This is a genomic window from Parashewanella sp. 2210YD4-3 (assembly GCF_056591735.1).
Genome location: NZ_JBWQOG010000011.1, coordinates 79,599 through 92,333, shown reverse-complemented (window position 1 = coordinate 92,333; position 12,735 = coordinate 79,599). Strand labels below are relative to the sequence as shown.

Genomic DNA, 12,735 nt, shown 5'->3' with positions numbered 1-12,735 from the left:
TGCGTGGCCTTGTGGATTTTAATAGTCAACATTTACTCCTTTTTCCAATAAATATCCCGACGTAAGGTGTTTATTGCAGTGGCAGGCAAGTTGTAAAGGGCTAGTACCTAGTTTTGATGGTATTTCTAAATTAGCTCCTGCATCCCCCAATTCTTTAACGCGTTGAAGTTGGCCTAGCTCTATCAATTTGCGTATAGCGTTATTACCTTCGAAGTCCGTTATATCTAGATCATCGGGTTTACAAGATTTTATTAGCTCTGGAATAAGGTGGTGTCGCTCTTTAGTGCAAGCCAAGTGTAAAGCAGTATTTCCACTTGAGTTTTTTAAAACAGGTCTGGCTCCAGCTGCGACTAACAAAGCTATAGTTGGCTCATGTGCTTGATATACTGCGATGTGGAGCGGGGTCACTTGAGTTGTTGAAAGTGCTGAGAACTCAAACTGGGCAGTAGAACCCCAGTAGTATTTTTTTACATCATTTCGACAGGTGTGATCAGCAATGTTATGCCTGGTATAACACTCACAAGCATAAGGCCGACTCCATTTTATAGTAAACCCTTGCTCTGGCGCAGCCTCTTTTTCTTTTAAAGTGTAGTTTTTTCTATCTATGAAGCAGGTTGGGTTTATATCTGCTTGTAGATAAGCTTCAAGCAGTTTCAGGTTTTTTGATAGAATCGCATGCGTAAAGGCCACCCCAACAGGTTGTGCTTTTAATTCTTTTTGAAGCATATTCATTTCTTGTTCGAGATGACTGATAGCGTTATCCTCAGTATTTGCAAATACGCGCATGCTCCTATTTAGTTGACTTACTTTCCAACATTTTCCTGCGCTAGTGGTATGTTCAATTTTTACTTCAAGTAGGCTTATCGCAGGTTCAAGCGCACCTTGTTCAAATTGATGAAACTGAAGAACCGCTTGGTGTCCATTTATAGAGTTACTGGCTAATTCAGATAGCCCATGACTTATTCCGTATTTTTTATCACCACATTCCAATGAAAAGGCTGCTTGTGTTTGTTCGTAAACTAAAACAAGTTCTGTAGTAGGGGTTAACGTGGAGCGCCTTGTTGCTTCAGTCATAGATTTAACTCAATTCAAATTAATGTTATCAGTTGACAAAATATGTTTTAAAAAATTTCATTAATATTCATACATTGATGCTGTGATTTGACTGAACCAAAGATAAAAATGGTTACATTTCAATACTTTTATGATTTGTTATTGAAGGCTAGAGTGTTAACAGAGCTTCCTTTGATGGGTACAAATAAATGCCAATACCTTTCTTTTTACTAGGTGGGGCAGTGGGCGCACTTGCACTTGCTGAATATAAACAATATAAAAAAGACACTTTGCTTAATCGGATAGATTCACCCATGAATTTAGGTGAGCCAGAGTTAAAGTTTTCTCCAAGTCTAATTCATTCTTCAAATAAAAAAGTTGTGCCCACCCAAGGCGCAATCGTGTGTTGTCATGTATATGGGGTTGTTTGTCACGTTGGCATTTGGTGCGATGATGCCATTATTGAACTTCATGGTTCTGGCTTAGTTAGAGTGGTTTCTACAGAACGGTTTTTGAGGCAAAGAAGTGGAGAAACTATTTATGTCGCATGTAACAATATGGCTGAGCCAATATCTTGCGCCTCAGCAGCAGAACGGGCTAAGGAGCAGGTTTACCATTACCGAGAGTATGAATTACTTGCTAATAATTGCTATCGTTTCATCTGGTTTTGTTTGAGTGGACAAGAACTCAAATAAGTAGCTTTACAGCGCTAAACGAAAAACTAGCGAAATATTTCCAACAAGATATTTATTGGGATGAGCTTCTTGTAAATTGAACGCCTAAACTTCATCTTCTTCTGTCATTTCTTTTGGTTTTTTATCTTTTAGATCAAAACCATCAAGCAGTAGTAGCACATCAGCAATAGCTGCTTTTATTGTGGCGTGCTCTTTTGAGCTTTTACCTGTACGGCGATGGTGATTTGATTCACTTAGAGTGATTTTATCGAGAATTGATTCAAGTTCGACTGGGTCATTATTGTCTTGCAAGTCGATAGGGCGCTTGGCTTTTTTATTGTAGGCTTGGATTTCTTGCTCTAGAGTTAGTTGTGATTCTTTTAGTCGTTTCATAGCTTATCCCTAATCTTTGTTTGTTTTAGTTTACCTCTACAACTTTCACTTCATTCTTAAAAACTTTAGCTCAGAAATAATGCCATATCAAGCATCCGTTGATATAAAAAAGCCCTGAAATTCAGGGCTTTTTAGAGTAGAATCTTTACTCTTTATTCTTCTTACAAAAATGGTCAACAGCTTTTTTAGCTAGTTCCAAACCTGTTTGGTCACAAGGTGGTAACTCAGCATCACTTTCATTGATAGGAGTAACTCTATCTCCCCACTTTAAAAGCATTGCAGCAGAAGTCAGACCTGCACCAAACGCACAAGATAAGATGGTTTGATTCGGCTTTAATCGGCCTTGCTCAATTGCATCGCAGATGGCGATTGGGATTGTTGCTGCAGAAGTATTACCGTAGTTAGCGATGTTAACAAATGCTTTTTCTTTAGGGATGCGCATCTTAGCAACAAGTGTATCAATGATTCTTTCATTGGCTTGATGTGGGATCACAATATCAACGTCATCTTTTTCAACACCACAGCGCTCCAACACCTGAGCACTCAGATTTTTCATTCCGTTGATTGCGCGTTTAAAGATCTCTTGACCATCAAACTGGATGTAAAAATCCAAAGATTTAGGGTCGAAGCGATCCATTCCTGTACCGAACGAAGCTTTAAGAATTTCTCTTCCTTCAGGATCATTATTAAGTGCGTATGCTTGCACGCCTCTGTCGCTCTCTGTCGCTTCAAATACAGCAGCACCAGCTCCGTCGCCAAATAATACAGCTGTTTCACGGCGTGACCAGTCAATCATGAAAGTGAGGCGTTCTGCACCAATGACCAATACTTTTTTGCATTGACCACTTTCAATTTGTGCAGTTGCAAGACCTGAACCATATAGAAAGCCACTACATGCTGCATTGATGTCAAAAGCGGCGCAGCTTGCTCCTACATTGGCTTGAACTGTAGCTGCGATATTGGGTACTAAAGTATCAGGAGTGGCTGTAGCAAGGATGATCATATCAAGCTCACTTCCATCAATACCCGCCGCAGCTAGTGCTCTTTTGGCTGCAACAGTTGCTAATTCAGATGTGTTGACATGACTGATATGACGTTGCTTAATTCCTGTTCGGGTTTTGATCCACTCATCTGAAGTTTCTATGAATGTGGCTAAATCATCATTTGTCAGTACGGCAGGAGGAACGCATTTCCCCCATCCTGTGATCATAGCGTTTGGCATATTAGGTTCTCTTTACTACGGTCTTAGTATTAGTTAACTTGTTGTGCAACCATGTTTTTTATGGCATCAGCTGCATGAAGAATATGTGTTTTTAAAAGCTCACAGGCCTCATCAATATTGCCATTCTTGCAAAACTCAAGCAGTTCTCTATGCTCTTGCTCAGCTTTAGGTATGCCACCACCAAGTAATAATTGTAATCTAATATAACGGTCACAATTGGTGTTCAGAGATTGAATCACTTCTAATGTGTGTGGACGATTTGCAGCTTGGTATAAGCAAGTATGAAATTGAGTATTGAGCTCACTCCAACTTGCAACAGCGTTTTCTTGTTTAAACGCAGATTCCAATAGCTCTAAAACTTGTTCAGCTTCAGCATAATCAGTGCGTTGCATATTCGGTATCGCTTTTGCGAGCAAATCAGTTTCAACCATAGCTCTTAGTTCAAATAACTCTGTTACTTGATCAACAGATAGGCAGGTTGCCGTTGCACCTTTGTGTGCTTCAAATTTGACTAAGCCTTCGGCTTCTAATTGCAATAATGCTTCACGAATAGGTATACGGCTAACATTAAGTTCTTCAGCTAAAGCGCTTTGTCTTAATGGTTCGCCTGCCGCAATATCACCGGATAAAATTTTCTCTCTTAGTACTTCAACGACAACTTGGGTTCTGGTTTTATGAACGATGGGTGTTTTTTGACTCATGAGGTAATTTTATTTTTTACATATTTTATATCATTCTTTCCAAGATACCCCTTAAAAAATAATAAATAAAGGGAAACCCCAGTTTTCCCTTTATATTTTTTTAAACTCGTAGCATTTTACCGCAATTCAAGAGGTAATGCTGAAAATGGAGCATTTTGAAAACAAATTGGTCTTAAAAATCGATTGATGGATTTAATACCTACAGACGTTGATTTAGTATCAGTGCTAGCAGGGTATGGACCACCGTGGTTCATAGAATAACAAACCTCAACACCAGTAGGCATTTGGTTAAAAATAATGCGTCCTACTTTATAACTCAACTCAGTTATAATATTCGAATATTGTTCCAGATCTTCTGTATCCCCGTGGACACTGGCCGTTAATTGACCTTCGAGTTTAGTGATAATGTGGAGGAGTTCGTCATCATCGCAACATTCAACAATAATGCAACAAGGGCCAAATACTTCTTGTTGTAGCTCTTTATCTTGAAGTAAGGCTTTACTAGATACACAAAAACACTTTGGTTGCACATGGTGCTCTTCTGCAGGTTGGGTTCCCTCGGCGATGGTTAGAGTGGCAAGATGGTTTGCTAATACATTAGTTTGCTGTTGGTATTGAGTAGCAATACCAAGGGAAAGCATAGGCGCTGAAACTTGTTTCTTTATAACAGTGGCAATTCTCTCTTTATAGCGCTCTAAGCTATTGCCTTTAAGCGCGATAATTAAACCAGGGCTAGTGCAGAATTGACCATGTCCCATCATCATTGATTCTACTTGTGTTGTTGCCAATGTTTCAGCATTGGCTTCTAATTGGTTAGGTAACAACACTTGAGGGTTAATTGAACCTAGCTCACCATAAAAAGGTATCGGTTCAGGACGTTGGGCACATAAATCAGCCAAAATTCTTCCAACTTTCAATGAACCTGTAAACCCAACAGCTTTAATTAATGGATGCTTAGTAAGAGCGGCAGAAATTTCAGGTTCATTACTTTGAATTAAGTTAAATACGCCGTCAGGCATTTGGGTTTCGATTATTGCTTTTTCAATGGCTTTGGTGACTAATTCAGATGTCGCAGCATGAAGCGGGTGACCTTTTACTATAACTGGGCAGCCTGCGGCTAATGCTGATGCAGTATCTCCCCCAGCGGTTGAAAACGCGAGTGGGAAATTTGAGGCTCCGAAAATGACTACAGGCCCTAAAGGTAAATGACTTAAACGAGTATCAGGTTTGGGCAACGGGCTGCGATTCGGTTCGGCATAATCAATTTCTACGTTATCATTAGGCTTTCGCAAAAAGTTTGCGAACATTAATAGTTGGTTGCAAGTACGGCCAGTTTCACCAATTAACCGAGCCTCTGGAAGTCCGGTTTCTTTCATGGCAACTTGTATTATTTCGTCTTTAGTTGCCTCGATTTCTTTTACAATGGCTTCAAGAAAGTGAGCTCTTTGCTTTGGAGTAGTTTGTCTATATTTTGTAAAAGCGGAATGTGCAGCCTGTGCAGCTTGGTCTATCAATGTTTCAGTTGCCTGAAAGAAAGCCCAAGGGCTTTCTTGGTTAGCAATAGGATCATAGCTTCGGAAAGTTGTTCCTTCGCCAATCCATACTTGATTGATAAAATGCTGACCTAAAATGTCCTGTGATAACCTTGTCATTGTAATCTTTCCTATTAATACTCTATATGTACATATGCTCTTAGCTAAATAGTGTGGATGCCAATAGAATTGTACATCCATGTGCTTAAATCTGTAACATCCTGTCACAGACATTTTCTTCACCACTCTATTGCTTCTATTCGTATCAGTTGAGCACTTTGAAATAAAAAGCTTGTTATGCGAATTGTCAAACTACTTGAAAGCCATGGGCGTAAGGGTCGTCATCGTCAATGATTATGGTATTTTGCCCCGTGACTCTTGCCCAACCTTGAATACTCGGCATGATTGCTGAGTATGCTCCTACTTGAGTGTTTGATTCTATTTTTCCGATAAATTGACTACCAATAATGCTTTCGTGTTTATAAGTATCACCAACGGTTAATTCTCCTTTGGTATAGAGTTGGGCAAGTCGAGCTGAAGTGCCCGTTCCACATGGAGAGCGGTCGATGGCTTTTTCGCCATAAAATACGGCATTGGCACCATCAGAGTCTTTATTAATCGTTGTTCCTGTCCAAAGTACATGGCTCACACCACTAACGGTAGGGTCATCTGGGTGTATACATAGTAGTGAGCTTGCGGCTTCACGTACTAAAGGGCTCCAGTGTAAAATATCATTGGCTGTCCACTCCCTTAGCCCTGGGAAGTTAGTTTGTGGTTCAACAATGCAATAAAAGTTACCTCCATAAGCGACATCAACTATGAGCTTTCCTAAGCCTGCTACTTCGATTTCAGCATCTTGGTGGGCGAGATAACAGCCAACGTTGAATATTTTTACCCAGTCGACTCGATTGCCATTTTGTTTATATTCAACCTGAATTTGGCCTGCCGGAGTATCTAAAATTAGTTTTCCAGGCATTCTAGGTTTCAACAAACCTGCTTCAATGGCCGCTGTCACTGCACCTATTGTTCCGTGCCCACACATTGGTAAGCATCCACTCGTCTCAATGAACAAAATTGAAGCATCTGAGTTAGGGTTACATGCTGGGTACAGAAATGCGCCAGACATCATGTCATGACCACGAGGCTCAAACATGAGAGCGGTACGAATCCAGTCATGATGGCGCAAAAAGTCCTGGCGCTTTTCACTCATGGTATCCCCAATCAGGTTCGGATGGCCACTTGTGACAAGTCTTACAGGGTTTCCACAAGTATGAGCATCAATGCAAGTAAATGTTCCTTGGATCATTGCTACAACTCCTAAATTAAGCGCATTGTGGCTTTTTATTATTGAAACTTGTTCAAATCTATTCGATTCTGAAGTGCCTCAGAAACCACTTTTTCAACATAAGTACGTTCTTCGCCAATTAGCTTAAGTCGTGGCAATCTAACGTTTTCACTCCCTCTGCCAACTAATTGTTCTGCATATTTAATGCATTGAACTAATGTTGGAATGGTATCTAAGCGCAATAAAGGCATAAACCAACGATAAATCTCTTTTGCTTCTTCTATTCTGCCTTGTCTGGCTAATTTATATAATGTTACTGACTCTCTAGGAAACACATTCGTTAAACCAGAAATCCAGCCTGTTGCGCCAAGCAATATACTTTCTAAAGCAATATCATCTACACCACAAAATAGAATAAACCGATCACCAAAACGGCTTTGAAGTTCAGTTAAGCGGCGAGTGTCAGTCGTGGACTCTTTTATCGCAATGATGTTGCTTTCGTTTGCTAATACTTCGGTCATATCGAGGTTGATATCGACACCATAACCAACGGGGTTGTTGTAGATCATGATTGGCAGCTCTGGTACAGCTCTAGCCACAGTTTGGTAATGAGTGACCACTTCTCGGTCGGTACCATGGTAGACCATGGCAGGTAAGAGCATTAATCCGTCAACACCGAGTTTTTGAACATCTCTTGCATATTGAGTTGCGAGCTCTGCTGTGTATTCGGTACAGCCAGAAATTACAGTTATTCTTCCATTTACCGTTTTTACAGTTTGCTCTATGAATTGACGTTTTTCATCAGCTGAGAGAGAAGCGTTTTCACCGATAGTTCCTAGTGCAATGATGCCATCGACACCATCGGCAATCAGTGCTTCTAACATAGCTGCGTTAGATGAAAAATTAATGGTGCCATCTTCATTGAATTGGGTAGAAATTGCAGGATAAACCCCTTGCCAATTAACAGTCATTTTATGCCTCATGGATAAATATTTGTTTTACACTTTGAATATTGTATACAATAATGCACTGTTTTTATTTGCAACACAATTGCAATAGTTAAATTAATGTTATTTTTGTTTGAGATGGCTAGGCAAGTAGATAACATTAAGTCCTTTTAGTTAAAAAATAAAGTTAGGGTGAATTATGGTTTCGTTTTCAATTTCAGGAACTCAGCAGTCGAATCTACTTAGTATCAAGACCATAGACGTGCATACCGAAGGCGAACCTCTAAGAATAATTACCGAGGGTTTCCCAACTTTAAAAGGTGAGACAATATTAGAGAAGCGCCGTTATGCTAAAGAGCATCTAGATCATCTTAGGCAAGCGCTCATATTTGAGCCAAGAGGTCATGCTGACATGTATGGTGCCTTAATCACGGAGCCTGAGCGAAAAGATTCAGACTACGGCGTTCTGTTTATCCATAACGAAGGTTACAGTAGCATGTGTGGTCATGCTATTTTGGCGTTAACTACTGTTGCGAGCCAAGCTGACAATCATGGATGGGTAAACGGAGAAAAGCACTACAAAGTCGATACTCCTGCTGGTCAAGTTATAGCTAGGGCTGTGAAAGATCAGCAGGGTAATATTTTGGCCAAATTCAAAAATGTAGAGTCATGGGCTGAGGCTCTCGATTGCAGGATTGAGATTGAAGGCATCGGAGTCATTGAGTTTGATATTGGCTTTGGCGGCGCTTATTACACTTTCGTTGATGCCGATAAGTATGGAATCGAATGTACTTCTAACAATATTACAACGCTGATCGAACTTGGCAAAAAAATCAAACAGGCGGCGAGTGAAAAGTATCACATCTGTCATCCCTTAGAATCAGATCTAAGCTTTCTTTACGGAACGATTTTTACTTCAGAAATAACAGATAAACAAGAAAGCCACTCCAAACATATATGTATCTTCGCCGATGGTGAAGTTGATCGCTCGCCAACCGGAACAGGCGTGTCAGCAAGAATGGCTTTGCTCAACGCGAGAAATGAGATAACGCTTAATCAAACTTTATCAATAGAAAGCATTGTAGGTGGTTCTATGACCGTGACTGCAATTTCTGAAACTGACTTCTTTGGAAAGCAATCGGTGATACCTGAAGTTACTGGAACTGCCTATATAACGGGACGACACGAATTCATGATCGATGAGAATGACCCGTTTAAATATGGGTTTCTACTGCGTTAATGGATGACGAATAAATGGAAAATCAAGTAGTAATAGTTGGAGCAGGGATTGTAGGGTTGGCAACAGCGTTACACCTACAAAAAATAGGCTATCAAGTTACAGTCGTTGATAAAAATGGTATAGGTGCAGGGGCGTCATTCGGTAATGCAGGTCACTTTGCAACAGAACAAGTATTCCCTCTGGCTGATCCTGAATTATTGCTAAAAGTTCCACAGATGCTATGCGATCCTCTCGGGCCTTTCAGGATAAAACGCAATTACTTTTACAAGGCAATACCTTGGTTTGTCCGGTTTATGATGGAAATGCTACCTGAAAAAAGAATTAAAAATTCTACAAGTATTGCCGTACTCAATAGCCAAGCGATTAAAGAAATGCAAATCTTGCTTGAATATTGTAAAAGACCTGAACTTATACAACAGAATGGTAGTCTTTTAGTATTTGAATCAACTCCTATAAAGGAAGTCGAAAAAAAATACCAAGCCTATAAAAGTGCAGGGATCCCTGTGACTTTCTTAACATCCAAGGACTTACATGAGCTAGAGCCAAGCTTATCCCACGACATTCAGTTTGCTCTGTATTTTACTGATACTGCACATACTCCAGATCCTAAGTTAATTTGTGAGGCTTTGGCTGAGAAGATAATTGAAAATGGTGGAGAAATCAGACAGCTCGACGTCACAGAAATTAATTTTCGACACCAACCAGTTTTATTGAATGGTAAAGCGTCTTATAAAGCGAAAAGAGTTACGTTAAAAGCTGAAAAAGTCGTAGTCGCTTCAGGTGCATGGAGTAAATCTTTACTCGAAAATTTGGGGTATAAAGTGCCACTAGAGACAGAGAGAGGTTATCATCTCATGTTGAATCATCATTCACAACTCAAGCGCCCGGTAACTTCTTACGAAAGAAAGTGCATCATCACACCAATGACAAAAGGAACACGACTTGCCGGAATGGTTGAGTTTGGTGGGATGGAGCAAGAAGCAACTAAAGGAATTTCTAATCGGTTTCTCATTCACGGGAAAGCACTCTTACCAGAGTTGGAAAGTATATCATGCTCCGATGAACAGGAAGAGTGGATGGGGTTTCGTCCTTCTTTACCAGATAGCTTACCTGTTTTGGGTAGCACAAAACATGAAAGTATTTTTGTTAATTTTGGCCACCAACATTTAGGCTTAACTTGGTCGGCCATTACTGGCAAGCTGGTGGCTCAAAAAATGTCAGACCAAAAAGTAGATTTTGACCTGACACCTTATAATATTAATCGGTTTTAACACACATTAATAACCCACAGCAGAACCACCACGCCTTGGGTCGCTGGCACCAAACAAACCTTGGTCGGTTACTTCAATGGACTGAGTACTACCCATCGAGGATTTTATCGATACTTTATGTCCCATGGACTCCAGTATACGAATAGTGTCTCCATTTAAGCTACGTTCAGTTCGAATTTCATCAGGTAACCACTGATGGTGAATACGAGGTGAATTTGTCGCTTCTTGCACATTCATATCATGGTCAATGACATTCATAATGACTTGCATAACAGTAGTGATGATTCTAGAACCGCCGGGACTTCCGGTTACTAAGAAAGGTTTATTGTCTTTGAATACAATTGTTGGAGTCATCGAGCTTAACGGACGCTTGCCAGGCTCAATAGCGTTTGCTTCTCCGCCAACTAATCCATAGCCATTTGGTACACCTGGTTTAGCCGAGAAGTCATCCATTTCATTGTTGAGTAAAATTCCAGTCCCTTTAGCAACTAAACCTGATCCATAACTAAAGTTAAGGGTGTATGTGTTCGAAACTGCATTTCCCCATTTATCAACAACAGAGTAATGAGTGGTTTGGTCGCTTTCGTATGGAGTTAAATTACCCGGCTTAATTTCAGAAGAGGGCGTTGCCTTGTTGATTGAAATTTGCTTGGCGATATGCTTTGCGTACTCTTTGCTTGTTAGTTGTTTAACAGGAACCTTATAAAATGCTGGATCGCCCAAATATTCACTTCTATCAGCATATGCATGTTTCATGGTTTCAGCCATCAAATGAATTGTCTGTGCACTATTGGCTCCATATTTTTTAATTGGAAAGTTCTCAAACACATTGAGCATTTCAAGTAAGTGAATTCCACCGGATGAAGGAGGCGGCATTGAAACAACGTTATATCCTCGATATGTACCTATAACGGGTTTACGTTCGACAACTTTATAGTTAGCAAAGTCTTGCATGGTTAAGTTGCCGCCTGCATTTTTTACTGCGTCGACAATTTTTTTTGCCGTTTCGCCTTTATAGAAACCATCTACGCCTCTATCTGCAATTAATTGCAAAGAATGCGAGAGGTCTTTTTGAATTAATTTATCACCCGGTTGAAAATTACTACCATCAGCCTTATAAAAAATCTCTGCAGAACTTGGCCATTGAGATATACGACGCTTAAGCGCTGCTAATGAAGTAGCTAAATCTGCAGTGACTGAGATACCATTTTTAGCTAAGTCTATTGAAGGCTGAATCACTTCTTTTAAAGACATGGTACCGTATTTTTCAAGTGCTTGAGACAAGCCCATGACGGTGCCTGGTACACCAACAGCCAGCCCATGTTCTCTACTGAGCTTTTTAACTACGTTTCCTTGCTCATCAAGATACATATCTTTATGAGCTTTCATTGGTGCAGTTTCCCTATAATCGATGGCAATAGTTCTGTTTTTGTCAGCCAGATGCACGAGCATAAAGCCACCACCACCAATATTTCCTGCACGAGGTAAAGTTACGGATAAGGCGAAACCAACGGCAACGGCTGCATCTACAGCGTTACCGCCTTTTTTTAGAATATCGACGCCAACTTTACTAGCCAATGCCTCTTGGCTAGAAACCATTCCATGTTTTGCCCAAACAGGCTGTGCTACAGACATGTTGCTGTAGATGGCAGATTGATTGGCATGCACGGATTGTGAAAGTGGAGTTAGGGAGCAGGCTAAAGCAAATGAAAATACTTTTAGCAGCTTAGATGTGCGCATGATAAGTCCCTGTATTGTTTATATTCAGGTGAATGTGCCATATCGAGCGGCTTTTGTCACTCAATGAAAAGAGGATTGCATGCTTGATGAATGCAATGTCTTCAGGGTAAATACAGCTTAACTTTTTATACTCGTCAAATTACCCGATTATGATAGTTCTATATGGCTACAGCAACATCAAAAAATTCAGTTTACGACTATTTAGATATTAAAAAATATCAAGAAGTTACAAAAAAAGCGGGAGCCCAAAAAAACAGTAGTAAAAGAGGATTAGCAGAAGGCCTGAAAGAGTTGCATACTGCCCGAAGTCGTGCTTCAGTACGTAAGTCTACTAGTCGAATTCTTTGGTCATTACCCCACAATTCACGGTTTAAGTATTTTGTTTTCAATGACGTTATCGTAAAAGATTCAAGTGGTCGAAGATGTGAAGTGAGGGTCAGCTTTAAACCGGATGAAAAGTCCCAATATCAAGTTGTTCATACATTTTTTACTCGCGACCCTTTACTTAGAAGAATGCACCCTGAGGACTATATATCACCAGAGCATCGATATAAATTATCCCTTATAAGGCAAGAGCATACTGTTTTCTCGTTGTTAAATGCTGACAGAGCCCAAAGAACATCCAACTATCAAAAGCAAAAATCAAGACATGTAAAGCCTAATGTTAAGCTTTAACG

12 protein-coding genes are annotated in these 12,735 nt (G+C 40.1%); 4 read left to right on the top strand and 8 right to left on the bottom strand.

Annotation, left to right across the window (positions count from 1 at the left end):
• Positions 1 to 18: 18 nt before the first annotated feature.
• The gene (locus tag AC1EU0_RS15515; RefSeq protein ID WP_480303475.1) at positions 19 to 1,074 is read right to left on the bottom strand and encodes an ankyrin repeat domain-containing protein; all 1,056 of its coding nucleotides are present in this window, start codon (positions 1,072 to 1,074) and stop codon (positions 19 to 21) included.
• Between the two features lie 188 nt (positions 1,075 to 1,262).
• Between AC1EU0_RS15515 and AC1EU0_RS15510 the strand changes: the two genes are divergently transcribed.
• Positions 1,263 to 1,748: a hypothetical protein gene (locus AC1EU0_RS15510; protein ID WP_480303474.1), complete on the top strand. Its 486-nt coding sequence runs from the start codon at positions 1,263 to 1,265 to the stop codon at positions 1,746 to 1,748.
• A gap of 84 nt (positions 1,749 to 1,832) precedes the next feature.
• Here the strand turns inward: AC1EU0_RS15510 and AC1EU0_RS15505 are convergent, their stop codons facing one another.
• From AC1EU0_RS15505 to AC1EU0_RS15480, 6 genes are all read right to left on the bottom strand, one after another.
• Entirely contained in the window at positions 1,833 to 2,120 is a 288-nt protein-coding gene (locus AC1EU0_RS15505) for a hypothetical protein (RefSeq protein ID WP_480303473.1), read from the bottom strand.
• Positions 2,121 to 2,265: 145 nt separating this feature from the next.
• Entirely contained in the window at positions 2,266 to 3,342 is a 1,077-nt protein-coding gene (locus AC1EU0_RS15500) for a beta-ketoacyl-ACP synthase 3 (protein ID WP_480303472.1), read from the bottom strand.
• Positions 3,343 to 3,371: 29 nt separating this feature from the next.
• Complete coding sequence (locus tag AC1EU0_RS15495) at positions 3,372 to 4,043, bottom strand: GntR family transcriptional regulator (protein ID WP_480303471.1); 672 nt, start codon at positions 4,041 to 4,043, stop codon at positions 3,372 to 3,374.
• A gap of 116 nt (positions 4,044 to 4,159) precedes the next feature.
• Positions 4,160 to 5,695: an aldehyde dehydrogenase (NADP(+)) gene (locus AC1EU0_RS15490; RefSeq protein ID WP_480303470.1), complete on the bottom strand. Its 1,536-nt coding sequence runs from the start codon at positions 5,693 to 5,695 to the stop codon at positions 4,160 to 4,162.
• Between the two features lie 187 nt (positions 5,696 to 5,882).
• Positions 5,883 to 6,881, bottom strand: coding sequence for a 4-hydroxyproline epimerase (locus AC1EU0_RS15485; RefSeq protein ID WP_480303469.1), 999 nt, complete (start codon positions 6,879 to 6,881; stop codon positions 5,883 to 5,885).
• 38 nt (positions 6,882 to 6,919) lie between these two features.
• The gene (locus tag AC1EU0_RS15480) at positions 6,920 to 7,831 is read right to left on the bottom strand and encodes a dihydrodipicolinate synthase family protein (protein WP_480303468.1); all 912 of its coding nucleotides are present in this window, start codon (positions 7,829 to 7,831) and stop codon (positions 6,920 to 6,922) included.
• A gap of 175 nt (positions 7,832 to 8,006) precedes the next feature.
• On the opposite strand from AC1EU0_RS15480, the gene AC1EU0_RS15475 reads away from it, so the two are divergent.
• On the top strand, positions 8,007 to 9,047 hold the full coding sequence (locus AC1EU0_RS15475) for a proline racemase family protein (protein WP_480303467.1): 1,041 nt from the start codon (positions 8,007 to 8,009) through the stop codon (positions 9,045 to 9,047).
• Positions 9,048 to 9,061: 14 nt separating this feature from the next.
• Entirely contained in the window at positions 9,062 to 10,318 is a 1,257-nt protein-coding gene (locus AC1EU0_RS15470; protein ID WP_480303466.1) for an NAD(P)/FAD-dependent oxidoreductase, read from the top strand.
• 6 nt (positions 10,319 to 10,324) lie between these two features.
• Here the strand turns inward: AC1EU0_RS15470 and ggt are convergent, their stop codons facing one another.
• On the bottom strand, positions 10,325 to 12,058 hold the full coding sequence (gene ggt, locus AC1EU0_RS15465; RefSeq protein ID WP_480303465.1) for a gamma-glutamyltransferase: 1,734 nt from the start codon (positions 12,056 to 12,058) through the stop codon (positions 10,325 to 10,327).
• 162 nt (positions 12,059 to 12,220) lie between these two features.
• Between ggt and AC1EU0_RS15460 the strand changes: the two genes are divergently transcribed.
• Positions 12,221 to 12,733: a hypothetical protein gene (locus AC1EU0_RS15460; protein ID WP_480303464.1), complete on the top strand. Its 513-nt coding sequence runs from the start codon at positions 12,221 to 12,223 to the stop codon at positions 12,731 to 12,733.
• The last annotated feature ends 2 nt before the right edge of the window (positions 12,734 to 12,735 follow it).